General features: G+C 58.5%; 19 protein-coding genes. 12 read left to right on the forward strand and 7 right to left on the reverse strand.

The genetic code is table 11. From position 1 onward, the window contains the following. Positions 1-32: 32 nt before the first annotated feature. Both V1587_RS16650 and dcuR read left to right on the forward strand, forming a co-directional pair. The gene (locus tag V1587_RS16650; RefSeq protein ID WP_063143643.1) at positions 33-1649 is read left to right on the forward strand and encodes a sensor histidine kinase; all 1617 of its coding nucleotides are present in this window, start codon (positions 33-35) and stop codon (positions 1647-1649) included. After that, positions 1646-2365, forward strand: coding sequence for a two-component system response regulator DcuR (gene dcuR, locus V1587_RS16655; RefSeq protein WP_023336197.1), 720 nt, complete (start codon positions 1646-1648; stop codon positions 2363-2365). Before V1587_RS16650 ends, dcuR begins: the two co-directional genes overlap by 4 nt. On the opposite strand, the gene V1587_RS16660 is transcribed toward dcuR, so the two are convergent. Next, positions 2346-3308 carry an FAD:protein FMN transferase gene (locus V1587_RS16660; protein WP_371899363.1) on the reverse strand — a complete coding sequence of 321 codons (963 nt, stop codon included), beginning with the start codon at positions 3306-3308 and terminating at the stop codon, positions 2346-2348. The genes dcuR and V1587_RS16660 overlap by 20 nt on opposite strands. Positions 3309-3402: 94 nt before the next feature. Continuing rightward, positions 3403-6183, reverse strand: a complete 2781-nt coding sequence (locus V1587_RS16665; protein WP_371899364.1) for a flavocytochrome c — start codon at positions 6181-6183, stop codon at positions 3403-3405. 609 nt (positions 6184-6792) lie between these two features. On the opposite strand from V1587_RS16665, the gene V1587_RS16670 reads away from it, so the two are divergent. Beyond that, positions 6793-8301, forward strand: a complete 1509-nt coding sequence (locus V1587_RS16670) for an anion permease (RefSeq protein WP_023325580.1) — start codon at positions 6793-6795, stop codon at positions 8299-8301. A 55-nt stretch (positions 8302-8356) separates the two neighbouring features. After that, on the forward strand, positions 8357-10006 hold the full coding sequence (gene fumA / locus V1587_RS16675; protein ID WP_028019612.1) for a class I fumarate hydratase FumA: 1650 nt from the start codon (positions 8357-8359) through the stop codon (positions 10004-10006). Here fumA and V1587_RS16680 read toward each other — a convergent pair. Continuing rightward, complete coding sequence (locus V1587_RS16680) at positions 9995-10888, reverse strand: LysR family transcriptional regulator (protein WP_371899365.1); 894 nt, start codon at positions 10886-10888, stop codon at positions 9995-9997. The two genes, fumA and V1587_RS16680, sit on opposite strands and share 12 nt — an antisense overlap. Positions 10889-10994: 106 nt before the next feature. Here V1587_RS16680 and V1587_RS16685 point away from each other — a divergent pair, with 106 nt between their 5' ends. From V1587_RS16685 to V1587_RS16695, 3 genes are all read left to right on the forward strand, one after another. Then, the gene (locus V1587_RS16685; RefSeq protein WP_395314427.1) at positions 10995-12293 is read left to right on the forward strand and encodes a serine hydrolase domain-containing protein; all 1299 of its coding nucleotides are present in this window, start codon (positions 10995-10997) and stop codon (positions 12291-12293) included. A 281-nt stretch (positions 12294-12574) separates the two neighbouring features. Beyond that, on the forward strand, positions 12575-13888 hold the full coding sequence (locus V1587_RS16690) for an MFS transporter (protein ID WP_371899367.1): 1314 nt from the start codon (positions 12575-12577) through the stop codon (positions 13886-13888). Next, positions 13885-14673: a substrate-binding domain-containing protein gene (locus V1587_RS16695; protein WP_371899368.1), complete on the forward strand. Its 789-nt coding sequence runs from the start codon at positions 13885-13887 to the stop codon at positions 14671-14673. Before V1587_RS16690 ends, V1587_RS16695 begins: the two co-directional genes overlap by 4 nt. On the opposite strand, the gene V1587_RS16700 is transcribed toward V1587_RS16695, so the two are convergent. From V1587_RS16700 to V1587_RS16710, 3 genes are all read right to left on the reverse strand, one after another. Further along, on the reverse strand, positions 14648-15547 hold the full coding sequence (locus V1587_RS16700; RefSeq protein WP_371899369.1) for a LysR family transcriptional regulator: 900 nt from the start codon (positions 15545-15547) through the stop codon (positions 14648-14650). The two genes, V1587_RS16695 and V1587_RS16700, sit on opposite strands and share 26 nt — an antisense overlap. A 92-nt stretch (positions 15548-15639) precedes the next feature. Then, positions 15640-17169 carry a cryptochrome/photolyase family protein gene (locus tag V1587_RS16705; RefSeq protein WP_371899370.1) on the reverse strand — a complete coding sequence of 510 codons (1530 nt, stop codon included), beginning with the start codon at positions 17167-17169 and terminating at the stop codon, positions 15640-15642. Beyond that, positions 17166-17312, reverse strand: a complete 147-nt coding sequence (locus tag V1587_RS16710) for a DUF2256 domain-containing protein (protein ID WP_071530926.1) — start codon at positions 17310-17312, stop codon at positions 17166-17168. The genes V1587_RS16705 and V1587_RS16710 overlap by 4 nt, the downstream gene beginning before the upstream one ends. Positions 17313-17526: 214 nt before the next feature. Between V1587_RS16710 and mtfA the strand changes: the two genes are divergently transcribed. Beyond that, the gene (mtfA, locus tag V1587_RS16715; RefSeq protein WP_371899371.1) at positions 17527-18324 is read left to right on the forward strand and encodes a DgsA anti-repressor MtfA; all 798 of its coding nucleotides are present in this window, start codon (positions 17527-17529) and stop codon (positions 18322-18324) included. Here the strand turns inward: mtfA and V1587_RS16720 are convergent. Continuing rightward, positions 18321-19532: an MFS transporter gene (locus tag V1587_RS16720; RefSeq protein ID WP_371899372.1), complete on the reverse strand. Its 1212-nt coding sequence runs from the start codon at positions 19530-19532 to the stop codon at positions 18321-18323. The genes mtfA and V1587_RS16720 overlap by 4 nt on opposite strands. A gap of 138 nt (positions 19533-19670) precedes the next feature. Here V1587_RS16720 and V1587_RS16725 point away from each other — a divergent pair, with 138 nt between their 5' ends. From V1587_RS16725 to V1587_RS16740, 4 genes are read left to right on the forward strand one after another with little or no spacing between them, the layout of a single operon-like run. After that, positions 19671-21413 (forward strand): IucA/IucC family protein, encoded by a 1743-nt coding sequence (locus V1587_RS16725; RefSeq protein ID WP_395314428.1) that lies wholly within the window; start codon positions 19671-19673, stop codon positions 21411-21413. Then, the gene (locus tag V1587_RS16730; RefSeq protein WP_371899374.1) at positions 21413-22360 is read left to right on the forward strand and encodes a GNAT family N-acetyltransferase; all 948 of its coding nucleotides are present in this window, start codon (positions 21413-21415) and stop codon (positions 22358-22360) included. Before V1587_RS16725 ends, V1587_RS16730 begins: the two co-directional genes overlap by 1 nt. Further along, positions 22357-24099 (forward strand): aerobactin synthase IucC, encoded by a 1743-nt coding sequence (gene iucC / locus V1587_RS16735; RefSeq protein ID WP_371899375.1) that lies wholly within the window; start codon positions 22357-22359, stop codon positions 24097-24099. The genes V1587_RS16730 and iucC overlap by 4 nt, the downstream gene beginning before the upstream one ends. Further along, a complete protein-coding gene (locus V1587_RS16740) occupies positions 24096-25421 on the forward strand; it encodes a lysine N(6)-hydroxylase/L-ornithine N(5)-oxygenase family protein (RefSeq protein WP_371899376.1) in 1326 nt (441 codons plus the stop codon). The genes iucC and V1587_RS16740 overlap by 4 nt, the downstream gene beginning before the upstream one ends. The last annotated feature ends 11 nt before the right edge of the window (positions 25422-25432 follow it).

Genomic DNA, 25432 nt, shown 5'->3' on the forward strand with positions numbered 1-25432 from the left:
ATTACCCCTTTCTTTATCATCGCGGAGTGTTGATGAGCGATTTGCAGCCTTTCCTTCCGACGCGCAAGCGCCCCATGAAGCTGAACACCCTGGTCACGTTGATGGTGTGCGCGATTATTGCCTCTGTGCTGCTGGTAGTCTTTGCGCTCTACTCCGTACAAATTACCCGGGCGACCCGCGATGATGTTAAAGACACCGCGCTCGGCATTGCCCGCACCCTCGCCGACAGCCCCGAGATACAGCGCGGCCTGATGCAGGCACCGCAGGAGAATATTATTCAGCCCATCGCCCAGGCGGTAACGAAGCGAAACGACCTGCTGTTCACCGTGGTCACCGATATGCGCGGGATCCGCTATTCACACCCGAACGAAGCGCTGCTTGGGCTGCATTTTATCGGCGACGATTTAACCCCCGCGCTGGAAGGCAAAGAGAACGTATCGGTTAACCGGGGGGCGCTCGCGGAAGCGCTGCGCGTTTTTACACCCGTCTACGACGGCCAGCACGAGCAGATCGGCGTGGTGGTGGTCGGTATCTCCCTGAATAAGGTTGAAGAGCAGATTGCCCGCGGGCGGCTAAACGCCGTCTGGACCATTTTATTCAGTATTTTTATGAGTTCGATGGCAATTTGGGGTCTGGTGCGGGTCCTGAAACGCATCCTGTTCGGGCTCGAACCTTACGAAATTTCCGCCCTGTTCGAACAGCGTCAGGCGATGCTGCAGTCGCTTCGCGAGGGGGTGCTGGCCGTCGATATTCACGGGCGCGTGACGATGATCAACCAGACCGCCAGAGAAATATTGCTTCTCCCCTCCGGCAAGCAGACCGAAAACGCCAGCGCGCCCCTGCTGGCCAGCCTGCGTGAAGTCTCAAAGACGGGCGTCGCGCGCCAGGATCAGGAGATCAGCTGTAACGGGCGTCTATTGCTGTGCAATATGGTGCCCGTTAAAAGTCAGGATCGGGTGATCGGCGCCATCACCACCTTCCGTGATAAAACAGAAATCAGCCAGCTAATGCAGCGTATTGATGGCATGGTCAACTACGTCGACGCCCTGCGCAGCCATACGCACGAGTTTATGAATAAGCTGCATGTGATCCTGGGCCTGCTGCACATGAAGCGCTACGACAAGCTGGAAGAGTACATCATTCAGACGGCACAAAATTACCAGACGGATATCGGTACGATACAGAGCAAGGTAAAATCCCCGGTTATCGCCGGGTTCCTGCTGGGTAAAATCAACCGGGCGAAAGAAGCGGGCGTCACCCTGACGCTGGCGGATGAATGCCAGATACCGGATACCGCGAGTGAAGAGCAGGTCGCGGTGCTAATCACCGCGCTGGGTAACCTCATTGAAAACGCGCTCGACGCGATGGAAGGACAGCAGGAAGGTGAAATCGGCCTGCTGCTGCATTATCAGAATGGCTGGCTCAGCTGCGAAGTCAGCGACGATGGCCCCGGCATTGATCCCACTCAGCTGGAGGCTATTTTTACAAAGGGCTTCTCAACAAAAGGTGAAAACCGTGGCGTTGGGCTGTTCCTTGCTCGCCAGCAAATCCAGAACCTCGGCGGCGATATTACCGTCGAGTCTGAGCCGGGCGTATTTACCCAATTTTTTGTTCACATCCCCTGGGATAGCGAGAGGAATATCGCGTGATAAATGTATTAATTGTCGATGATGACGCCATGGTAGCCGACCTCAACCGTCTGTATGTCAACCGTGTTGAAGGTTTTAGCTGCTGCGGCGTCGCCTCCACGCTAAACCAGGCCGAGGCCATCATTAATAACCCCGGGCAGCCTGTCGATCTGGTGCTGCTGGATGTCTATATGCAGCAGGATAACGGGCTGGATCTGCTGCCCGTTATTCGCGCATCCGGCCGCCCAATTGATGTGATTATGATCTCGTCGGCTGCCGACGCAGCCACGATCCAGACCTCCATTCACTACGGCGTGGTGGATTATCTGATCAAGCCGTTCCAGTTCCCGCGCTTTGAAGAGGCGCTGAACGGCTGGAAGGCAAAGCACAACCTGATGGGTTCGCACCAGTACTATGAGCAGGCCGACGTCGACCGGCTGATCCACGGCGGGGCGCCGGAACTGGCGGACAGTAAAAAGTTGCCGAAGGGGTTAACGCCGCAAACGCTGCGCACGATTTGCCAGTGGATTGACGCTCACCCGGAAACCGAGTTTTCTACCGATGACCTGGCAAACGCCGTCAACATCTCCCGCGTGTCCTGCCGTAAATACCTGATTTGGCTCGCGCAAATCAACATTCTGTTCACCAGCATTCACTACGGCGCCACCGGGCGTCCGGTGTATCGCTACCGTCTCCAGCCGGAGCAGACCGGCTTGCTCAAGCAATATTGCCAGTAACGCGGTAGTCGTTATCCAGCAGGGTAAAGCGGAAGTGGTGTGCTGAAGAGAACACCACTTCTTTTGTTTTGGTCACAAAGATTGCTTCAATATCGGGGCGCGCGCGCAGGGCGGCACAGCCCTTCTCTACCCCCATGCCGTACATCAGCGTGGTCCAGATATCGCCGTCGATGGAGTCTTTCGAAACGATCGTCACGCTGTCCAGCTCGTTGTCCAGCGGATACCCGGTGCGCGGATCGAGAATATGGTGATAGCGCTTGCCGTTTTGCTCAAAGTAGCGCTCGTACGTTCCCGACGTCACGACGGACAGGTTCTCTACGGTCATCGTGCCGATCAGCGCGTCACCGGCGAACGGTTTTTTCAGCCCAACGCTCCAACCCCCTTCCGGCGAGCCTAACGTCTGAATGTTTCCGCCGAGGTTGATCAGCCCCAGCTCAGCGCCCTCTTTACGAAGGTAATCACGCACCCTGTCGGCGATATAGCCTTTGGCGATGGCCCCCAGATCGATCTCCATCCCCGCCCGGGTCAGAAACACGCTGCTGCTGGCCTCATCAAGGAGGACATCTTCTGGACGGGTTATCGCCAGCAGCGACGCGATTTCATCGGCAGGCGGAACGCTGTCCCCCTGAAAACCAATCTTCCAGCGCTTCACCAGCGGACCTATAGCCAGGTTAAAAGCGCTGTCCTTGAACAGGCTTGCCGCTTTTGCACAGCGGATCAGTTCAAACACAGGCCGACTGACGGTGACCGGGTTCTGCCCAGCGGCATGGTTGATGTCCATCACCTGCGAGTGCGCGCGGTTGACGGTGAGCAGGTCTTCATACTGTTTGATCAGGCGAAACACGCGGGACGCGAGGGCTTCATCGTGGGAAAAGAGTTTCAGGAGAATGGGTGAGCCCATCAGGACGGCGGAGTAGCTGTAAACGCGATGGCTATCAGGCATGGCAGGAGTCCTCAGATGTAGCCCCGGCTAGCACCGCGCCGCCGGGGAAAATGCCGGATAGCGCTGCGCGTATCCGGCCTGGGAAACAGGTGCCTTACCTCTTTTTCGAACGCAGAGCCGCCTGATGTCCTGCAAGGGTACCAAAAATTATGATATCTGCCACCGCGTTACCGCCGATACGGTTACCGCCGTGGATCCCGCCGACCACTTCACCGGCCGCAAAAGCCCCTGGCAGCACGTTGTGGCTGCTGTCCAGCACGCAGGTTTCGGTGTTGATGGTCACGCCGCCCATGGTGTGGTGCACGCCCGGCGCAATCTGAATGGCGTAGAATGGCCCTTCATTGATTGGCGCACGCAGCGCGGTGGTACGACCAAAGTCGTCATCGTGCTGTTTTTCTACGAAACCATTGTAACGTTCCAGGGTGGCCAGGAAAGCGTGGTGATCCATACCGAGCGCTTCCGCCAGAGCTTTTGGCGAGCTGGCGCTGGTCACGAAGCCTTTGGCAATGTACTCATCAGCGGCTTTGTTTTTGGCGCGTACGTGCTCGTCAAAGACGATGTAAGCGTATTTCTCCGGCAGGTCGATGATTGCCGCGGAGACTTTATCGCGGGTCGACATCTCGTTAAAGAAGCGGTTCCCCTGCTGGTTCACCAGAATCGCCCCGCCGCCGCGGATGGATTCGGAAATCAGATACGAGGTTTTCTGCTCCACGGTTGGGTGAATTTGAATTTCACCCATATCGACAGTGCCTGCCCCGATGCGCTCAAGCAGCGCGATACCGCCACCGGTTGCCCCTTTGTGGTTGGTGGTGACGAAACCTTCCAGATCCGGACGGTATTTCACGACCATCTGGCTGTTGGCGCTGAAGCCGCCCGTTGCCACAATCACGCTTTTCGCTGCTACGGTGACGGTTTCATTCTCTTCGGTGGTCAGGCGCACGCCGGTGACTTCGCCGTTCTCGAAGATGATGTCGCTGACGGAGGTATCCAGCATTACCTCGATGTTGCGTTTGTTGACGTTACGCACCAGGCCGCTAATCAGGTAACCGCCCACCGCAGAACCGTCTTTTGGACGGTGAGTACGGTCGATGCTCATCCCGCCGGTGGTGGTGATATCGTTCAGCATAATGCCGCGCGTTGCCAGCCACTCAATCGCCTGCGGCGCATTCTCGACGAAGCGACGCAGCAGTTCCGGGTTGTTCTTGTTGCCGCCGCCTTTCAGGCTTTCCTGGTAGAACAGCTCTTTGCTGTCCTGAATGCCCTTCACGCGCTGGAAGCGGGTTTCGGCGGCGTTCATACCGGCAGAAGCTTTAATGGTATTCCCGCCGATGGTTGGCATTTTCTCAACAATCAGCACGCTCGCGCCTTCGTCGTGCGCCTGAATCGCCGCCGCCAGACCGGCACCGCCGCTGCCGACAACCACCACGTCCACGCTGCGGGTTTCGTTCGGGTCAACGCCCTCTTCCGCTGCCAGCGCTTTGCTGGATTTCAGCATCGCTTTAGAGACCGCTTTCTTCACCGCTTCACTCTGGCTGGTTGCGCCGGTGATGGCATCCACGTGCGGGGTATTGGCATCCAGAATGCGGGTACGGATCTCTTCAAAGCTGGTCACAAACTCAACGTCGTCACTCGGGCCGGAGGCCAGCTCGATGTCCGCAATGCGGTCGGTTTCCAGGCTGACGTTAATCACCAGTTCATTAGCGTCGTCCTGTACTTTCTCAGCAAAGGTACCCGGTTTGAATTTGGATTCGCCCATGCTCATGTCGCGGATCATCGCTTCTACCAGCGAGAAGCGCCACAGCGGTTCAGGAATGTTCAGCGCCTCGCGCTGGGTGCTGTCCATAAACAGCTCCAGCGTTTCCCCGGCCGCGATGCGGTCAGTCCAGTCCGGATAGGCGATAGTGGCACGGCCCACGGCAATCAGGTCGTAACCGTGTTCAAGCGCTTCATTGGCATCGGCGGCATTCACTACTCCACCCACGCCCATGACCGGAACCTGCGCCAGCGTTTCAGAACGCATCGCGCAGTATTTTTCGATAAGCGGCGTCGGGTCCTGGGTGTCGACAATGGAAGGACGCAGGGTCGCGCCGACGGAGAAGTGCAGGTAATCCACACCGCGTGCCGCCAGTTTTTCCAGCAGGTACATGGTGTCTTCAAAGCGGATGCCCGGCACTTCCAGCTCTTCAGGGGAGAAGCGGTAGCCAATAATAAACGCGTCGTCCGCGTACTGGCGCACCATTTTGTGGGTGATATCCAGAACCGCCAGCGGGAACTTCGCGCGGTTATCGCGGCTGCCGCCCCACTCGTCGTCACGCTGGTTTGAATTCGGTGAGTAGAACTGCTGAATCAGATAGGTGTTTGCCCCGTGGATTTCCACGCCGTCGAAGCCGGCCTGGATGGCGCGGCGCACCGCTTCACCAAACTTGCCGATCATGCCTTCGACTTCTTCGCCAGTCAGCGCCACTGGCGTTGCTGCACCCTCACGCGGCGCGGCAACGGCGCTTGGGCCAACCGGCGTACGACCACCGATCAGTTTCGGGTCAACCATGCGGCCGCCGTGGTAGATCTGCAACAGGGCCTTAGAGCCTTTAGATTTAATCGCCTCCGCGATTTTCGCCAGCCCGGCAATTTTCTCGTCATTATCAATCCCGATCGCGCCAGGGAAGGCCAGACCGAGATCGTCGACGAAGCAGCACTCCACAATGATGGTGCCGATACTGCCGGAGCGGGCACGATAGTACTCCACCAGTTCGCTGGTAACGGTGCCGTCGTAATAGCCGGTGCAGGTGGTCATAGGTGCCATTAACAAACGGTTTTTCAGTTCAGTGCCATTCGGTAATGTGAAGGGGCTAAGAATGCGTTCGTTAGTGCTCATAATAGAAACTCCAAACTTTTAAAAAATTAAGAATTCGTTATCGGATTGTTTTTTTAGTTCGTCGTTATTTGCCGATGTCATGATATTAATATAATGATTTTTTTAGTTTCTAAAGTTATTACGTTAGTTAAAAAACTATTTAATCCCTGCAATAACACAAATAACACATTGGTGTTAGCGAATGTAATTCAGTCATTCACAATAATTTAAAGTTCGTTAAATAAAAATTGGTAAAACCAATTCACAGGACACAAATAAACCGATAAAAAACAATAGAATGCAAAGCACAGAAAACATAAATGTTACAAAAATGATAAAACAAACCAATAAAACAGGCAATACCCACATACGCCTGAGTGGTTATTAATAAAAGCATAAAAATAACGCTGCGATTCTGTTTTTTTGATCGCGATCAATAGTTATGGCATCCAAAAGCGCAATATAAAAACATCATCATTTTTTAATTTAGCGCCACCGTAAAAGCGTTAAATTGCTATTACTGAAAATACAAAACCGCACCTTTAATAACTAAAAAAAGCAAAGAAACTTAAGAAAGTGATTTTGTTTTTTCAGTACGACCGAATCTTTGACAACTTAAGACGTGAAACTATGAATACAAAAACTGCTGTAACGCCCCCTGTGGCGAACCAGGCATCAAATGGAAACGCAAAACGTCTGCTGATGATGGCTCTGCCCGTCATCGTCGCCGTACTGCTGCTGTTTGTTCCGGTACCGGAAGGACTGCCTCCTTACGCATGGCACTACTTCGCCATCTTCGTCGGCGTGATCGTTGGTTTGATCTTCGAACCGCTGCCGGGCGCGGTGATCGGTCTGACCGGCGTGGTCGCCATTGCCCTGTGCAGCCAGTGGGTGCTGTTCAGCCCTGAACAGCTGGCCGACCCGAAATTCAAGCTGGCAGGCGCCTCCTTTAAGTGGGCGGTGAGCGGGTTTGGTAACTCTACCGTCTGGCTGATTTTCGGTGCCTTTATGTTCGCCGCAGGCTATGACAAAACCCGCTTCGGCCGCCGTCTGGCGCTGATTCTGGTGAAATACCTTGGCCGTCGCAGCCTGACGCTCGGTTACGCGATTACGTTTGCAGACCTTCTGCTGGCACCGTTCACTCCGTCGAACACCGCGCGCAGCGGCGGGACCATCTACCCGATTATCGCTAACCTGCCGCCGCTGTACGGTTCAAAACCGAACGACCCAAGCGCGCGTAAAATTGGTTCGTACCTGATGTGGGTGGCAATCACCGCGGCCTGTATCACCAGCTCAATGTTCCTCTCCGCCCTCGCGCCAAACCTGCTGGCCCTGGCGCTGGTGAAAAGTACGGTTGGGATTGATATCTCCTGGGGTACCTGGTTCCTCGCCTTCCTGCCGCTGGGCATCCTGCTGATTCTGACCATGCCGCTGCTGGCCTACTGGTTCTACCCGCCAGAAGTGAAGGTGAACAACGAAGTGCCGCTGTGGGCGACCCGTGAGCTGGAAAAACTCGGCAAACTGTCCCGCAATGAAATCCTGCTGCTGGTATTCGTGTGCTGCGCGCTGCTGATGTGGATCTTCGCTGCCGCGTGGATTGAGCCCGCGATGGCTGCCCTGCTCATCGTCGGCCTGATGCTGTGGACCGGCGTGCTGGAGTGGAACGATATCACCGGTAACAAAGCGGCGTGGAACACCTTCGTCTGGTTCGCCACCCTGGTTGCGCTGGCGGACGGCCTCTCCTCTACCGGCTTTATCAGCTGGCTGGGTAAAGAAGGCGGTCTGTTAATGAGCGGTATCTCTCCGGGCGTGGCGACCATCGTCCTGCTGCTGGCGTTCTACCTGCTGCACTACCTGTTTGCCAGCACCACCGCGCACACCACGGCGCTGCTGCCAGCGATGCTGACCATCGCCTCCACCATTCCGGGCATGAATATGGAAGTGTTTGTCCTGCTGATGGTGACCTCGCTGGGCGTGATGGGGATCATCACCCCGTACGGTACTGGCCCAAGCCCGATTTACTACGGTAGCGGCTACCTGCCAACCAAAGACTACTGGCGCCTCGGCACCATCTTCGGTGCCATCTTCCTGGCGGCCCTGCTGCTGATTGGCTATCCGTGGATGTCCATGATGTTCTGATTCCTGACCGCCGGACTTATCCTCCGGCGGTTTAATTTTTGTGGAGCAATACGCTATGTCAAACAAACCGTTTATCTACCAGAACCCCTTCCCTCTTGCGCATGACGACACCGAATACTATCTGCTGACCAAAGAGCACGTCTCCGTTGCCGAGTTCGAAGGCCAGGAAATCCTGAAGGTGGAGCCGGAAGCGCTGACCCTGCTGGCGCAGCAGGCCTTCCACGATGCCGCATTTATGCTGCGTCCTTCCCACCAGAAGCAGGTTGCCGCCATCCTCAACGACCCGGAAGCCAGCCAGAACGATAAGTACGTTGCCCTGCAGTTTCTGCGCAACTCCGAAATCGCCGCCAAGGGCGTGCTGCCGACCTGCCAGGATACCGGCACCGCGATCGTCATGGGTAAAAAAGGCCAGCGCGTCTGGACCGGCGGCGGTGACGAAGCGGCACTGAGCCAGGGCGTGTATAACACCTACATTGAAGACAACCTGCGCTACTCCCAGAATGCGGCGCTGGATATGTATAAAGAGGTGAATACCGGTACCAACCTGCCCGCGCAGATCGATCTCTACAGCGTTGACGGCGATGAGTATAAATTCCTGTGCATGGCTAAAGGCGGCGGCTCTGCCAACAAAACCTATCTGTATCAGGAAACCAAAGCGCTGATCACCCCGGCTAAGCTGAAAAACTACCTGGTTGAGAAGATGCGTACCCTGGGAACGGCGGCCTGTCCGCCGTACCATATCGCATTCGTGATTGGCGGCACCTCGGCGGAAAGCACGCTGAAAACCGTGAAGCTGGCCTCCACGCGCTACTACGACGCGCTGCCAACCGAAGGCAACGAACACGGCCAGGCGTTCCGCGATGTTCAGCTGGAACAGGAGCTTCTTCAGGAAGCACAGAACCTCGGCCTCGGCGCGCAGTTTGGGGGTAAATACTTCGCCCACGACATCCGCGTGATCCGCCTGCCGCGCCACGGCGCGTCCTGCCCGATCGGCATGGGCGTCTCCTGCTCCGCAGACCGCAACATCAAAGCGAAAATCAACCGTGACGGGATCTGGATTGAGAAGCTGGAGCACAACCCGGGTCAGTATATTCCTGAATCGCTGCGCCAGCAGGGCGAAGGCGACGTGGTCAGCATCAACCTGAACAAGCCGATGAATGAGATCCTGGCGCAGCTTTCCGCGCACCCGGTCTCTACCCGCCTGTCGCTGAACGGAACCATCATCGTGGCGCGCGACATCGCCCACGCGAAGCTGAAAGAGCTGCTCGACAATGGCGAAGAACTGCCGCAGTACGTCAAAGATCATCCGATTTATTACGCGGGCCCGGCCAAAACGCCGGAAGGCTACGCGTCTGGCTCACTCGGCCCAACCACCGCAGGACGCATGGATTCGTATGTGGACTTACTGCAGTCCCACGGCGCGAGCATGATCATGCTGGCAAAAGGCAACCGCAGCCAGCAGGTAACCGACGCCTGCCATAAGCACGGCGGCTTCTACCTGGGCAGCATCGGCGGCCCGGCGGCGGTGCTGGCGCAAAACAGCATTAAGAGCCTGGAGTGCGTCGCGTATCCTGAGCTGGGAATGGAGGCCATCTGGAAAATTGAAGTGGAGAACTTCCCGGCGTTTATCCTGGTGGATGACAAAGGCAACGATTTCTTCCAGCAGATCCAGAACCAGCAGTGTAAAGGCTGTTCACAGCGCTGAGTGCTTCCATACGTCCGGCAAGAGCGACAGCGTTTCAGCGATCGTGCTGCGCTTGTCGCTCCCCGGCTTCCAGATGGTGACCATCGTCTGACCAATCCCCTGGCTGCCCACTTCGGTGTGCAGCCTTTTTACGTTTTGCCACTGACAGGCATGAAAATGCGTCGGTAAGAATCCCCAGCCGCAGCCGCGTTCAAGCAAACCGCGCAGCATCTCCGGTTCATTGGTAAAGAGGGTATGCCCGGAAATCTGCAGGCGGCGCGCCACCGGCTCGTCCGAGGCGGGGTGCATGACGACCTGGGGTACCAGGGAGAGATCGAGCAGCGACAGAGGCGAAGAACAGTCAGCAAACAGCCCGCTGGCGGCATAAAAATCCATATCGATGGCACCCAGGGCACGCCAATCCATATCATTACCCACGCTGCGGTTGCGCGCCTGGCAGATGGCGAGATCCGCGTCGTTGTTCGCCAGCAGCCGTTCCGATTCATCCCGCGAGGCGCAAATAAGGCTCAGGCGGATTTTTCGCACCGCCATTTCAGCAATTACCCCGTGCAGAAAGGCTCTGGGCGTAAAAGGATCGTAGACCAGCGTCAGGCCCTGCGTGGCACCGTGCGGCACCTCTCTGGCAAACGCCTCAAAGGCTTTTACCTGCCGCATCAGCAGGTGCGCCTGACGCTGAAGCTGTTCCCCTTCGGGCGTGAGCCGCAGGGTGCGGCCGTCGCGAATAAACAGCGCGTAGCCTAACCCATCCTCAAGAAAATCAACCAGATCGCGAAGCGTCGTTCGGTCCTTCTTCAGCGCCACCGCGGCTTTACTCAGGCTCCCGTTCTCGGCCACGGCGGTAAATGCCTCGAGCTGTGCAAAAGAGTAAATCAGTCCCGCCACGCTACGCTCCTTCTGTTTTTTTGGGGGATTTTCCCCCGCTACGCGTTTTTTATTATAGCCCCGGGGTTTTTAAACTGAAGCCGTTCCTAACCTGTAAGAGACGGATATGAAAAACAGAAAAGTAAACCATGCCCTGCTGGCGGGCCTTGTCTTCAGCACCCTGATATCCCCTTCGGCAGTGGCGGCCTGTAAAGGCACCGACCTCAGCGCCTGCCCAGCCCCCTTCGACACCACGCTGCCTGACCCCCATAAGATGCTCACCTGGAGCCAGGCTGACCGCGTGGTGGGCTTTCGCAATGACTACCGCAACTACGCCGGGGATGTTTTCCGCCACGGTAACGCCGTGCCGCTGCGGGTGTCGGACAAGCCGCTCACGGACGCCCACTATCAGGTCAACGGCAGGCGCTACGGCCTGGAAGAGTATCTTAAACGCCAGAACGTCAGCGGCATGCTGGTGCTGAAGGACGGCAAAATCGCCTGGAAGTACCTTGGAGAAGGCAACACCGACTCCACGCTCTGGACCTCGCGCTCGGTTGGGAAATCGGTGGTATCGGCGCTGGTAGGCGTGGCCCTCAAAGAGGGAAAAATTCACTCGCTCGACGACCTGGTCACGCGGTATGAACCCGACCTGAAAGGCACCGCGTGGGACGGCGTGACGCTTAAGCAGCTTATCACCCATACCTCCGGCGTGGCGTGGAACGAGGATTACACCAACCCTAAATCCGACTTCGCGCAGCTCACCGAGTGCGAGGCGAAGCCGGGTACCTATGACTGCGTGCGCAAGCTGGTGAAGGGGCTGCGCAGGATTCACCCGGCCGGAGAGAGCTGGTCCTACTCTTCGGGCGGCGCCTGGCTGCTGGGTGACGTGCTGGAGCGGGCCACCGGCATGACGCTTGCGGCCTATCTGGAGAAAAGCATCTGGCAGCCTTACGGCATGGCGAGCGACGGCGTGTGGCATGCCTACAGCAAAGGCCAGCACGATGTCGGCGCGCACGGCTTTAACGCCACGCTGGAGGACTGGGGACGCTTCGGGCAATTTATCCTGAACAACGGTACGCTGCCGAACGGTAAGACCATCCTGCCGGAAAACTGGATCCGGCAGTCGTCAGACTGGACGAAGGCCAAAGGCTCGGTCTCTGTCGCCCATCCCGAGGGGCTGTACGGCTATCAGTGGTGGAACAACGAAGTGCCCGCCAACGCCACGGGCGTAGAGCCGACGGCACAGGATTCGCTGAAAGGTTCACTCTGGGCGCTGGGCATTTTCGGGCAGATGATTATGGTGAACCCGAAGGAAAATCTGGTCATCGTCCAGTGGTCTACCTGGCCGCAGGCGGAACCGTCCTTCAGCGCCCAGCCGCTGGAAGCCTCTCTGATGTTTAGCGCGATTGCCAGGGCGCTGCGCTAAATGGCCTCCGCCGGGTAACGACGCGGTTACCCGGCTCATTCTGAAACGCGCCTCTGCGCCGCATCACAAAATCGCAATATCAGAGACTTACAGAATGCTGGTGAATAAAAAGCCAATATTTTGTTAAGTTATTGTTGCCATTAATTGTATTTATTCACCGGATTATATTCATGCAAGAAATGCATCAGTCGATGCGGCATTTGCGCTTATCTAATTCCTCATCCTGATCCAGTTTTCAGAAACAGACGCGTAAAACGTCAACAATAAAACTGGAGATAACCATGTTTTCCTCAACCTCACCTGCAACCGTACGGTCGAAGGCGGGCGCGATACTTCGCGTCACGTCCGGCAACTTTCTTGAGCAATTCGATTTCTTTCTGTTCGGCTTCTATGCCACCTACATCGCCCACACGTTCTTCCCGGCGAGCAGTGAATTTGCGTCGCTGATGATGACCTTCGCCGTCTTCGGCGCGGGCTTTTTGATGCGTCCCATCGGTGCCATCGTGCTTGGCGCCTATATCGACAAGGTGGGGCGCAGGAAGGGGCTAATCGTCACGCTGTCCATCATGGCGGCGGGTACGTTTCTGATTGTGCTTATCCCCTCTTATCAAAGCATCGGTCTGTGGGCGCCGCTGCTGGTGCTGACGGGCCGTCTGCTGCAGGGCTTTTCCGCCGGTGCGGAGCTTGGAGGCGTCTCGGTCTATCTGGCTGAAATCGCCACGCCGGGCCGCAAAGGGTTTTACACCAGCTGGCAGTCCGGCAGCCAGCAGGTCGCCATTATGGTCGCCGCCGCGATGGGCTTTGCGCTGAACGCCGTGCTGGAAGAGAGCGCCATTCGCGAATGGGGCTGGCGCATCCCGTTCCTGTTCGGCTGTTTAATCGTGCCGTTTATCTTTTTCCTGCGCCGCAAGCTGGAGGAGACGGAAGAGTTCAGCGCGCGCCGCCATCATCTGGAGATGCGTCAGGTCTTTAAAACGCTGCTTGGCAACTGGCAGGTGGTGGTCGCGGGCATGCTGATGGTGGCGATGACCACCACCGCGTTCTACCTGATTACCGTCTACGCCCCCACCTTTGGCAAAAAGGTGCTAATGCTGAGCGCGTCGGACAGCCTGCTGGTCACGCTGCTGGTGGCGATCTCTAACTTCATCTGGCTGCCGGTGGGCGGTGCCCTGTCGGATCGCTTCGGGCGCAAGCCGGTGCTGATTGCCATGACCCTGCTGGCGCTGGCGACCAGCTACCCGGCCCTGACGCTGCTGGCGAGTGCCCCTAGCTTCTCAATGATGCTGAGCGTGCTGCTGTGGCTCTCCTTCCTCTACGGCCTCTATAACGGCGCGATGATCCCGGCCCTGACGGAAATTATGCCTGCAGAAGTGCGCGTGGCGGGCTTTTCTCTGGCTTACAGCCTGGCAACGGCGGTCTTTGGCGGCTTTACCCCGGTCATGTCCACCGCGCTGATTGAATACACCGGTGATAAAGCCTCGCCTGGCTACTGGATGAGTTTCGCCGCGGTGTGTGCCCTGCTGGCGACGCTCTACCTCTACCGCCGCCGCGCGGTATCGATGCAAAACACCGTCAAGTCAGAGGGGGCAGTATGAAACGCACTTATCGCTATACCGCCAGCGCGCTGGTACTGACGTTCCTGAGCGTGAGCGCCTGCGCTCAGGACGTGAAGGTCATGATCTCAGGCGGCTTCAAAGCCGCCCTGGAAAAGCTGGCGCCCGAGTATGAACGCCAGACCGGGGATAAAATCGTGATCATCCCCGGCCCCTCAATGGGCGCTACGCCGCAGGCGATCCCGAACCGCCTGGCGCGCGGCGAGAAAGCCGACGTGGTGATTATGGTGGGCGATGCGCTGGAGAAGCTCGAAAAAGCCAGCCAGACCCAGCCGGGTTCGCGAACGGAACTCGCGGACTCTCCCGTTGGCATGGTGGTGAAAAAAGGTGCGGATGTTCCTGATATCAGCAGCGAGGCGACCCTGCGTAACGCGCTGCTGCAGGCCAGCTCCATCGCCTACTCTGACAGCGCCAGCGGCAGGTACGTCAGCCAGGCGCTGTTCAAAAAGCTGGGGATTGAAAAGGAAGTAGCGGGCAAAGCGACAATGGTCGAGCGTATTCCGGTCGCCTCAGAAGTGGCGAAAGGAAAATACGCCGTGGGCTTCCAGCAGGTCAGCGAGCTGCTGCCGGTTCAGGGCGTCACCTTTATCGGGAAAATCCCTGATAATGTGCAGTACATCACGCGCTTCGCGGGTGCGGTCACCCGCCATGCCGAACATCCCGCAGAGGGGAAAGCGCTGCTGACCTATCTCGCCTCACCGCCCTCAAGGGCCGTCATCAAGGAGACGGGGATGATCCCCGTTACGTCCGGCGATACTGTTCGGTGATCTGCTTTTCCAGTTCAGCCGCAATATAAGACTGGATGCGCCCCCGGCGCCGGATAAGCCCCACGGTGCGTTTCACTTCCGGCGCCACCAGCGGCAGATGCGTCAGCAGCGTGTGCTCTGAGGTCGGCATTGACATGGCGGGAACGGCAGCAATGCCGATCCCCGCCTCTACCATGCCGATCATCGTGGTAACGTGACGTGTTTCGCAGACGCTGGGGCGTTCGGGAACGATATCCCCCAGCATCCGATCGAGCAGGTTGCGGTTGCCAGACGTTTTATCGAGGGAGATATAATCCTGCTGATAAAACGCCTTCCAGCTCAGGTGACTCTTCTGCGCCAGCGGATGATCCTTTCTGCACGCCGCAACGTAGACATCCTCCACCAGCGGGAAAAATTCGATGTCAGACGGCAGGTTTCCTGCGAAGGAGATGCCAAAATCCGCCTGGCTTCGGGCCACGGCGTCAATCACATTCCCCGCGCTGCTGTCGATGAGCTTAATGCGAACGCGCGGATAGCGAGACTGAAAACGACGGATCACATCAGGCATAAAGTAACAGGCGGCGGACGGTACCGTGGCAACCGTGATCAGCCCCGTCCGCTCTTCACTGACTTTATCAACATCCGCCAGCATTGACTCAACGTTGTCGAGCAGCTGCGCGGAGCGTTCAGCAAAGTTTTGCCCGTATAGCGTTAAGGCCACGCGCCGGGTGGTACGATCGAACAGCCTGTTTCCCAGCGCGGCTTCCAGCTTTTCAATCCTGCGGCTCAGCGCCGACTGGGATAAACAGATAGATTCAGCGGCGACACGGAAGTTACCGTACTCCACTAACGCTCTGAAAGCATAAAGATCGTTAAGGTCAAAATTCACGGGCATAGCGTCTGGATGTCCTGTCAGGGAATACGCAACAAAGTCAAAAATAATAGCGTCTTATTGACCCACCGCAACCGGTGCGGCGATGAAATAGGTCAGAGGTCGTTGAGATGCAGGCGAACGTATTCTGCGCGGTCAGCAATGGCCTGCCGCTCCTCTTCCTTCATGTCCGCAAGCTGTTTAAAGACAATGCCCAGGCGGGGATTGTTACCGAGACGCGCCCGATTGCGCGCAAAGAAGTCCCAGTAAAGGGCATTGAAGGGGCACGCCTGCTCTCCGGTACGCTGGTTGTGCTGATACCGGCACCCCTGACAATAATTACTCATCTTATGAATATATGACGCGCTTGAGACGTAGGGTTTACTCGCCAGTAACCCGCCATCGCCAAACTGGCTCATGCCGAGGGTATTGGGCAGCTCCACCCATTCAAAGGCATCAATGTAGACCCCAAGATACCATTCATGAACCGCCTGCGGCGACAGGCCGCTGAGCAGGCTAAAGTTCCCGATGACCATCAGGCGCTGGATATGGTGGGCGTAAGCCTCGGTGAGCGACTGTCCAACGGCATGCGCCAGGCAGCGCATCTGCGTTTTTCCCGTCCAGAACCAGTCCGGCAGCGGGGCGTGCTGGTCTAAGGCATTCAGCTCCCGATAGCCCGGCATCTGCGACCAGTAAATCCCACGCACGTACTCCCGCCAGCCGAGAATCTGTCGGATAAACCCTTCAACGGCAGGCAGCGGCGCATGGCCCGAACGCCATGCCTGCTGGGCGGCAGCCACCACTTCCCGCGGATTAAGCATTTTGGTGTTAAGCGCGAATGAAATTAACGAGTGGAAAAGAAAGGGTTCCTCAGCGTGCATCGCGTCCTGCCAGGCGCCGAACTGCGGGAGCACGTGAGTGATAAATTCATCCAGCCCGGCTTTGGCTTCCGAACGGTTGAGCGGCCAGCGAAAATTCCCGGCCTGCGGTTCGCCGAAGGTGTTTACGCCGCAGCGTTGGATCTCCGCCCATAAGGCTGAATAATCGTGGAGCGGACGCGCGTCCCCCGGCGCGGGAGGCTCGCCGGACCAGCGCCTGCGGTTTTCAGCATCGAAATTCCATTTCCCCCCTTCCGGCTCGCCTTCAGCGGTTAACAGGACGCCGTGCTGACGACGCATTTCCCGATAAAAGTACTCCATTCGCCAGCTTTTGCGGGTCGCAAAGAACGCGCTCACCTGTCCACGTGTGGTGAAGAAATGCTCGCTGCTGACGCAGGCCGTTTCAACGGAGACCGTCTTCGCCCACGCCTGCAGCTGAGTATCAAGACGCCATTCGTCGGGCTCCTGCCACAACACCCTGTCAGCGCCGTAATGCGCGACAAGCGCGTTGAGATTATCTTCCAGCGCGCCGCGGTTTGAGCTGTCAGAGAGCCGGACATACCTCACCCGATGCCCCTTTTCTTTTAACGCAGAGGCAAACGCGCGCATGGCGGCGAAGATGGCGATCACTTTCTGAGCGTGATGAAGCACGTACGCGGTTTCCGCCCGCAGCTCCAGCATCACGTAAATGACGTTCGGACTGCAGGTATCAAACCAGCTGTGATGCGGATTAAGCTGATCGCCCAGGATCAGACGCAGCTCGGTCAACGGTGGCTCCTGCGGCAACGTTCAGAACAGTATTTAACCTCATTCCAGCATTTGGCCCATTTTTTGCGCCACGTCATGGGCCGCTGGCAGTGCACACACAGTCGACTGGGCAGGTCCTGCTTGTTACCTTTGAAATCGCTCATTTTTCAATACCGTACTGATTTCTTCACTGAACCTGTGGGTTAAGGCTACGACAGACTTCACAAAATGAAGGTGATGCCCGCAAACCGCTACCCACCGCTACGTACGAATGATAGTTTATTCAGGCTGGATTTGTCGCAGTGAGCGATTTTCTGGCATCTTAACCGAACCTGACTTTCCCATTTTTGTTCAAGTGACGAGTTTGCGAGCAAAGCGATGATAAAGTGGCCCTGGAAAACGAATGAGGCTGGCCGGGATATGGCGCTGCCATGGGATGACGCATTGACGATCCCTGTTCTGGCTAATCTTAAGCCGGAGGAACAAGCGAAACTGGTTCAGCTGGCGGATCGTTTTTTACAGCAAAAACGCCTGGTTCCACTGCAGGGTTTCGAACTCGATCCCCTGAAAAACGCACGCATCGCCCTGCTGTTCTGTCTGCCGGTGCTTGAGCTCGGCATTGAGTGGCTGGACGGTTTCCACGAAGTGCTTATCTATCCCGCGCCGTTCGTGGTGGATGACGAATGGCAGGACGATATCGGGCTGGTACACAACCAGCGCGTGGTGCAGTCCGGACAAAGCTGGCAGCAGGGGCCGATAATCCTCAACTGGCTTGATATTCAGGACTCGTTCGACGCGTCCGGTTTTAATCTCATTATCCATGAAGTGGCGCACAAGCTGGATACCCGCAACGGCGATCGCGCCAGCGGAGTACCGCTGATCCCGCTTCGCGAGGTGGCGGGCTGGGAGCACGATCTGCACGCGGCGATGGATAACATTCAGGATGAAATAGACCTGGTGGGCGAAAGCGCGGCCAGCATTGACGCCTATGCGGCAACCGATCCGGCCGAGTGCTTTGCGGTACTCTCGGAGTATTTCTTCAGCGCGCCGGAGCTCTTCGCGCCCCGCTTCCCCGCGCTCTGGCAGCGTTTCTGCCAGTTTTATCAGCAGGATCCCCTGCAGCGTCTGCGGCAAAATGAGGAGTCTGGCGGTCATTCCTCCCGCCAGATCCATTAAGGCTTTTCAGCAGGGGTCCGCTCGCTTGACCGTACCCCTATGCTCAACGCTAAAAACAGCACAGCCATTCCCCATGCGGTCACCGTTAAAGACTGCTCGCCGTAAAAGCGCGTCACCACAGGCACCAGCAGGGCGCTGACACCGTAGCCTAGCGTGTGGCTGGTGGCGATGACGCCCGCCCCTTTTCCGGTGGTGAGCCTGTCGTTCAACAGCAGCTGGTAGCCCGGCGTGGCCATCGCCGCCCCGAGTGAAGTGATAACAATCCCCACGTAGAACAGCGTTAAGCCCGCGACGGACATCAGCCCAAGCCCTGCTACCATTAACACCGCCGCGATGCAGAGCAACGTCATCGGGGTGAAATGCTGCGGGCGGACCACCAGAAACTGCGCCGCGAGCGTGGCCAGCGCGGCCAGGCTCAGCAGAAGCGCAACATGATGGCTGATGTCCCGGGCATTGCCCTCCAGCAGGGGGCTAAGATGCGGTGACAGGCCAAGCTGCATCAGGCTCACCAGCGCCGCCAGCAGCAGCGCCAGCAGCAGAAACGGCAGCATGGAGGCCTGCAGGCGGGTTGCCTGGTGGGCTACCGGCGGCAGCGGCGGGTCCGCGACTTCGCGAAGCACCAGCAGCAGAGCGATTAACGGTGCGATCGCCATCAGCCAGAGCGGCGCCACCGGATTAACGCTAAGCATCATCGCCGCCAGCGGCGGGCCGACCAAACGTCCGCAGCTGAGGCCGGAGCTTATCGTCGCCAGCGCTGCCATCCTCTTCTCCAGCCCCGCACGCTGAATAGCCCACGTCTGGGCCGCAGGCACCAGCCCCGAGACCGTCAGCCCGTAGACCAGGCGCGAGAGGATCAGTCCCGCCAGTCCCCAGACCGTATCCAGCCTTCCGGCCGCCATCGCCCAGACCACCAGCGCCATCACGACGAAACTGGCCAGATAGCCGCTGAGCGAGGCCACCATCACGACCTTACACCCCCGCCGCTCGCTCTGGCGTCCCCACCAGGGCGATGCCGGTAAAAAGAGCATGGATCCGAACATCAACAGCCCGGCCCAGACCGAGAGCGACAGCCCGGTCAGAGTGACCAGCTGCGGGAGCATCACCAGCAGGCCGTTTTGTCCGATACCTAATAAACCCGCACATAGCGCCAGGGGCCAGTTAGCTTTTGAGGTGACGTTTTCGGTCAATGTTTCTGAGTCAGTGCGCATGAGAATGTGAACATAGTGTCAATAAATGTGTGGAAATTATGAAGTTTATGAAAACAAATATTGCAAAAATGGTTGCGGCTGTAAACAGAATGAATATCATAACGAGAATTATTATCAATCATGGAATGAGGTACATCTATGCGTGCTCTGCCCCGCTCTGCCGGTACAGACGTTGCAGCCCAGTGTTTTTTAAACGCCCTGTTGCGCGAAACGAAGGACTGGCGCTATCTGCCCGCTACCGCTGCGGATGCGTTACCGGACATTCATATCCCGCTTTCCCAAACCCAGGCGCTTCGGGTGCCGGTACGCTATTTCTCTCCCACCCAGCATCATCAGTACCGTTTCCCGGCAACGCTTATTCAGAGCAACAGTGATGACGGTGACGCCGTCACATTTGATCAACTGGTTGATTTAATTCTTGAAAAACCGTCAGTAAGAGGCTCGCTGGATGCCGATACGCTGGCGCGTTTTAAGCAGCGCGTTCTCGAAAGCCATGCCCACACCTGGCAGGCGATCGATCTGCGCCACAGCTGGGCAAACCTGCGCGATAAGCCGTTGACGTTTGCCGACGCGGAGCAGGCGCTGCTGGTCGGCCACGCGTTTCACCCGGCGCCGAAGTCGCACGAGCCGTTCAACGAAACAGAGGCGCGTCGCTATCTGCCTGATTTCGCCTCCCGCTTCCCGCTGCGCTGGTTTGCCGTTGAGAGTACGCTCGTTGCTGGCGACAGCCTGAACGTCTCCCTGCGCGAGCGTCTGCTGCGCTTCGCGGCCCAGAGCGCGCCTGAGCTGCTCGGCCACTTCACCGACACCCGCTGGCTGCTGCCGATGCATCCGTGGCAGGCCGACTATCTGCTGGAGCAGGACTGGTGCCGGCGTCTGGCGGAAAACGGTTCACTGCAGGACCTGGGTGAAGCGGGCGCACAGTGGCTGCCCACCAGCTCCTCACGCTCGCTGTACAGCGAAACCAACAGCGACATGATTAAGTTCTCCCTCAGCGTGCGCCTGACCAACTCCGTGCGCACGCTGTCGGTCAAAGAAGTTAAGCGCGGCATGCGCCTGGCGCGCCTGGCGAAAACGGAACGCTGGCAAGATTTACAGGCGCGCTACCCGACCATGCGCGTGATGCAGGAAGACGGCTGGGCGGGACTGCGCGATGAAAACGGCGTCGTTCAGGAAGAGAGCCTGATGGCCCTGCGCGTCAACCTGCTTTTCGATACGCCAGAGACCCAGACCAACGTGCTGGTCAGCCTGACGCAGGCCGCGCCGGACGGCGGTGACAGCCTGCTCGCTGCGGCGGTGCGCCGTCTGAGCCAGCGTCTGGAATTACCGCTCGCCCAGGCCGCCCGCTGCTGGCTGGAGGCCTACTGCGACCGCGTATTGCTTCCGCTGTTCAGCGCCGAGGCGGACTACGGTCTGGTCCTGCTGGCGCACCAGCAAAATATCCTCGTTGAGATGCAGCAGGATTTCCCCGTCGGGCTGATCTACCGCGACTGCCAGGGCAGCGCGTGGACCGAAGGCGCCGACGCGTGGCTGAAAGAGGCGGGCGAAACGGAGGTGGAAAACCGCTTTGGCGAGAGCCAGCTGCTGCGCTACTTCCCTTACTACCTGCTGCTGAACTCTACCCTTGCCGTCACCGCCGCCCTCGCCGCCGCAGGTTTCGACAGCGAGGAGAGCCTGATGTCCCGGGTGCGCGACGCGCTGGCAGAACTGCGCCGCACGGCGAAACAGACCCGCTGCCTCGACTACGTGCTCGATAGCCCGACCTGGAACTGCAAAGGCAACTTCTTCTGCTACCTGCACGATCGCAATGAAAACACCATCGCCGATCCGGCAGTGATCTATTTCGACTTTAGCAACCCGTTTTACAAGGAGAAGGCGTAATGGCAATCGCGAATATCGTCCATTCCGGCTATGGCTTTCGCTGCACCGCAACGGATCGCGCGCTGCCGCTGGCGTTGGGTCTCGACGGCAGCGCGGTGCTGGAGCGTCTGAAGGGGATCCCGGACGGCTGGCTGGTTGAAGCCCTGGATCAGCTGTTTGTTGCCGCACCGGCGCTGACCGGCATTACCCTGCCGTGGGCAAGCTGGCAGGATGAACCCCAGTCGCAGGCGCTGTTTGGCCAGGCCCACGGGGATTATCTGGCGCGTGAAACCTTCTGGCAGCTGCCACTGTGGCTGCAAGGCGAGCGTCCGCAGGCGAGCGCCGGAATGCAGTTTGATGATAGCCGTCAGCTGTATTTCCCGCTGCGCCCTCACCGCCCGCAGGGCGAAGTGTACCGCCGTTACGATCCGCAAATTAAGCGCACCCTCAGCTTCCGCGTGGCCGACGTGGAGCTGGACGGCGAGCGCTTTACCCGCTGGATGAATAACCCGCGCGTGAACGCCTTCTGGGAGATGGCGGGCCCGCAGGCCGAGCAGGAAAACTACCTGCGCCGTCAGCTCGACTCGACCTACTGTTACCCGGTTATCGGCTGCTTCGACGATCAACCGTTTGGCTATTTTGAACTCTACTGGGCACCGGAAGACCGCATTGGCCGCCACTACCGCTGGCAGCCGTTTGACCGCGGGCTACACATGCTGGTGGGGGAAGAGAACTGGCGCGGCGCGCAGTACATCCGCAGCTGGCTGCGCGGTCTGAGCCACTACCTGTATCTCGATGAACCGCGCACCACGCGCATCGTGGCCGAGCCGCGCTTCGACAACCAGCGCCTGTTCCGACACCTTTCCTCTGCCGGTTTTGACACGGTGAAAGAGTTCGACTTCCCGCATAAACGCTCGCGCCTCATTATGAGCCAGCGTCACCGCTTCTTCAGCGAGGTGGGCCTGTGAACGCGCTCTGGGAAAAAGTGAACCGCGAGATGGTGGCGAAGATCCTCGCCGAGCTGGAGTATGAACGCACCCTGCGCGCCGAGCCGGTTTCGTCGGACACCTGGCGCATCACCATGGGCAACGAGTCCTGGCAGTTTCGCGCCACGCGCGGGATCTGGGGCTGGCTGCATATCGACCCGGACAGCCTGACTACCGCCAGCGGCAATGCCGTCGAAGCGGAAAGCGCGCTGCTGCAGCTGGCTGTGGTGCTGGAGATGAGCGACGCGCAGACGGCGGAGCATATGGAAGATCTCTACGCCACGCTGCGCGGCGACATTCAGCTGCTGCAGGCGCGTGAAGCGCTGGACGCGGACGCGCTGATCCACCTCGATCCGGACGAATTACAGTGTCTGATGAGTGGTCACCCGAAGTTTATTTTCAACAAAGGCCGCCGCGGCTGGGGTCTGGACGCGCTGCGCCAGTACGCGCCTGAGTATCGCGGACGTTTTCGTCTGCACTGGGTTGCCGTTCAGCGGGAGCATCTGGTCTGGAGCAGCGACGCCGATTGCGACATTCACCATCTGCTCGCCAGCGCTATGGACAACGCCGAGCGCGCCCGCTTTGACGCCCGCTGGCAGGCGCTGGGTCTCGATGAGAGCTGGCTGCCATTGCCGCTGCACCCGTGGCAGTGGCAGCAGAAGATTGCCATTCATTTCCTGGCGCAGCTGGCGCGCGGAGAGCTGGTTGAGCTTGGCGAGTTTGGCGACGAGTATCTTGCCCAGCAGTCCCTGCGCACGCTCACCAACGCCAGCCGTCGCGCGCCGTACGACATCAAGCTTCCGCTGACGATCTACAACACCTCCTGCTATCGCGGTATTCCGGGCAAATACATTGCCGCCGGGCCGCTGGCCTCGCGCTGGCTGCAGCAGCAGTTCGCCACCGACGCCACGCTTGTCCGCTCTGGCGCACAGGTGCTTGGCGAACCCGCCGCCGGATATCTGTCGCATTCGGGCTATGCGGCGCTGCCGAAAGCGCCCTACCGCTATCAGGAGATGCTGGGGGTGATCTGGCGCGAGAACCCGTCCTGTTATTTACAAGACGGTGAACAGGCGGTGCTGATGGCGGCGCTGATGGAAACCGACAACGCCGGGCGCCCGCTGATCGACGCGTGGATTAAACGCTCGGGCTTAAGCGCCGAAGCGTGGCTGGAAAAGCTGTTTGAGGCAACGGTGATCCCGTTTTATCACCTGCTCTGCCGCTACGGCGTGGCGCTGATCGCCCACGGCCAGAACGTGACGCTGGTGATGAAGGATTACATCCCGCAGCGCATCCTGCTGAAGGATTTCCAGGGCGATATGCGCCTGGTGGATGAGGATTTCCCGCAGGCGCAGAGCCTGCCGGAGCAGGTGAAGGCCGTCACGGCGCGCCTGAACGCGGATTACATCATTCACGACCTGCAAACCGGCAACTTTGTGACGGTGCTGCGTTTTATCTCGCGCCTCACGCTGCAAAGCGGCGTCAGCGAAACGCGTTTCTATCAGATCCTCGCCGGGGTGCTGCACCGCTATATGGCCGCGCACCCCGAGCTTGCCGAGCGCTTCGCGAAGTTTGACCTGTTTAAGCCGCAGATTATTCGCGTGATCCTCAACCCGGTCAAACTGACCTTCTCCGAACACGACGGCGGCAGCCGCATGCTGCCGAACTACGTCACCGACCTTGATAACCCTCTTTTTCTCGCCTCCCGGGAGTCCGCGCAATGAAAACCTATGATTTCATCGGCATTGGTATCGGCCCGTTTAACCTCAGCATCGCCGCGCTGGCGGAAGGGCTGGACGGCTTTAGCTCGCTGTTTCTTGAGCGTAAACCGCACTTCTCCTGGCACCCGGGGATGATGGTGCCGGACTGCCACATGCAGACCAGCTTCCTGAAGGATCTGGTCAGCGCCGTGGAGCCGACCAACCGCCACAGCTTCCTGAACTACCTGGTGCAGCGCAAAAAGTTCTATCGCTTCCTGACCACCGAGCAGCGCACCGTTTCCCGCGAGGAGTTTGCGGACTATCTGTGCTGGGCGGCGGAAAACCTCACCAACCTGTCCTTTAGCCAGCAGGTGCAGCAGGTGAGCTTTGATGAGAAAAACGGCCTGTTTGAGGTGGTGACCCAGCGCGACCGCTTCCTGGCACGGCACGTCTGCGTGGGGATTGGCAAACAGATCAACCTGCCCGACTGCGTCACGACGCAGGACGATACCTGCTTCCACGCCAGCGAGATGATGCTGCGCACGCCGGATCTCGCAGGCAAGCGCGTCACCGTCGTCGGCGGCGGCCAGAGCGGAGCCGACCTGTTCCTGAATATCTTCCGTGGCGAATGGGGCCAGCCGCTGAGCCTGAACTGGGTCTCGCGCCGCAACAACTACAACGCGCTGGATGAAGCCGCCTTCGCCAACGAGTACTTCACGCCGGAGTACGTGGACAGCTTCTCCACGCTCGGCGATGAGGCCCGTCGGCAGATGCTGCACGAGCAGAAGATGACGTCCGACGGCATAACCACCGAGTCACTGCTGGCAATTTACCGCGCCATGTACCACCGCTTCGAAGTGCTGCGTGAAAAACCCTGGGCACACCTGATGCCGTCCCGCTCGGTGACGGCCCTGACGCGCCTGGAAAGCGGCCAGCGTCTGAGCATACAGCATCACCTCGACGGCGGCCGCGAGCAGCTGGAGAGCGACGTGACGATCTTTGCCACCGGCTACCGCGCCGTTCAGCCTGCGTTCCTGGCGCCGCTGTCTCACCGCCTGCATCTGGATACGGACGAAGCCTTCTGCATCAACAATGATTTCACCCTCGAATGGGACGGTCCGCAGAGCAACCGCCTGTTCGCCGTGAATGCCGGGATGCACCGTCTCGGCATTGCCGAACCCCAGCTCAGCCTGATGGCCTGGCGCGCGGCGCGCATTCTGAATCGCGCGCACGCTGACGAGCCGTTTGAGCTGGCTACTACCCCTGGCGTTATCCACTGGCGAAGCACCACCAGCCCGGAGAACAGTCAGGTTTTTAAATCATTAGCAAAAACCACCGAGTACTGACACACACAATC

The sequence above is a fragment of the Enterobacter sp. ECC-249 genome, assembly GCF_043965265.1.
Taxonomy (GTDB): domain Bacteria; phylum Pseudomonadota; class Gammaproteobacteria; order Enterobacterales; family Enterobacteriaceae; genus Enterobacter; species Enterobacter quasiroggenkampii.

Bases quoted from the DNA above. Each gene is read 5' to 3' on its own strand.
- V1587_RS16650 (WP_063143643.1), top strand. From the start codon at position 33: ATGAGCGATTTGCAGCCTTTCCTTCCGACGCGCAAGCGCCCCATGAAG.
- V1587_RS16660 (WP_371899363.1), bottom strand. From the start codon at position 3,308: ATGCCTGATAGCCATCGCGTTTACAGCTACTCCGCCGTCCTGATGGGC.
- V1587_RS16665 (WP_371899364.1), bottom strand. From the start codon at position 6,183: ATGAGCACTAACGAACGCATTCTTAGCCCCTTCACATTACCGAATGGC.
- V1587_RS16670 (WP_023325580.1), top strand. From the start codon at position 6,793: ATGAATACAAAAACTGCTGTAACGCCCCCTGTGGCGAACCAGGCATCA.
- fumA (WP_028019612.1), top strand. From the start codon at position 8,357: ATGTCAAACAAACCGTTTATCTACCAGAACCCCTTCCCTCTTGCGCAT.
- V1587_RS16685 (WP_395314427.1), top strand. From the start codon at position 10,995: ATGAAAAACAGAAAAGTAAACCATGCCCTGCTGGCGGGCCTTGTCTTC.
- V1587_RS16690 (WP_371899367.1), top strand. From the start codon at position 12,575: ATGTTTTCCTCAACCTCACCTGCAACCGTACGGTCGAAGGCGGGCGCG.
- V1587_RS16695 (WP_371899368.1), top strand. From the start codon at position 13,885: ATGAAACGCACTTATCGCTATACCGCCAGCGCGCTGGTACTGACGTTC.
- V1587_RS16700 (WP_371899369.1), bottom strand. From the start codon at position 15,547: ATGCCCGTGAATTTTGACCTTAACGATCTTTATGCTTTCAGAGCGTTA.
- V1587_RS16710 (WP_071530926.1), bottom strand. From the start codon at position 17,312: ATGAGCGATTTCAAAGGTAACAAGCAGGACCTGCCCAGTCGACTGTGT.
- mtfA (WP_371899371.1), top strand. From the start codon at position 17,527: ATGATAAAGTGGCCCTGGAAAACGAATGAGGCTGGCCGGGATATGGCG.
- V1587_RS16720 (WP_371899372.1), bottom strand. From the start codon at position 19,532: ATGCGCACTGACTCAGAAACATTGACCGAAAACGTCACCTCAAAAGCT.
- V1587_RS16725 (WP_395314428.1), top strand. From the start codon at position 19,671: ATGCGTGCTCTGCCCCGCTCTGCCGGTACAGACGTTGCAGCCCAGTGT.
- V1587_RS16730 (WP_371899374.1), top strand. From the start codon at position 21,413: ATGGCAATCGCGAATATCGTCCATTCCGGCTATGGCTTTCGCTGCACC.
- V1587_RS16740 (WP_371899376.1), top strand. From the start codon at position 24,096: ATGAAAACCTATGATTTCATCGGCATTGGTATCGGCCCGTTTAACCTC.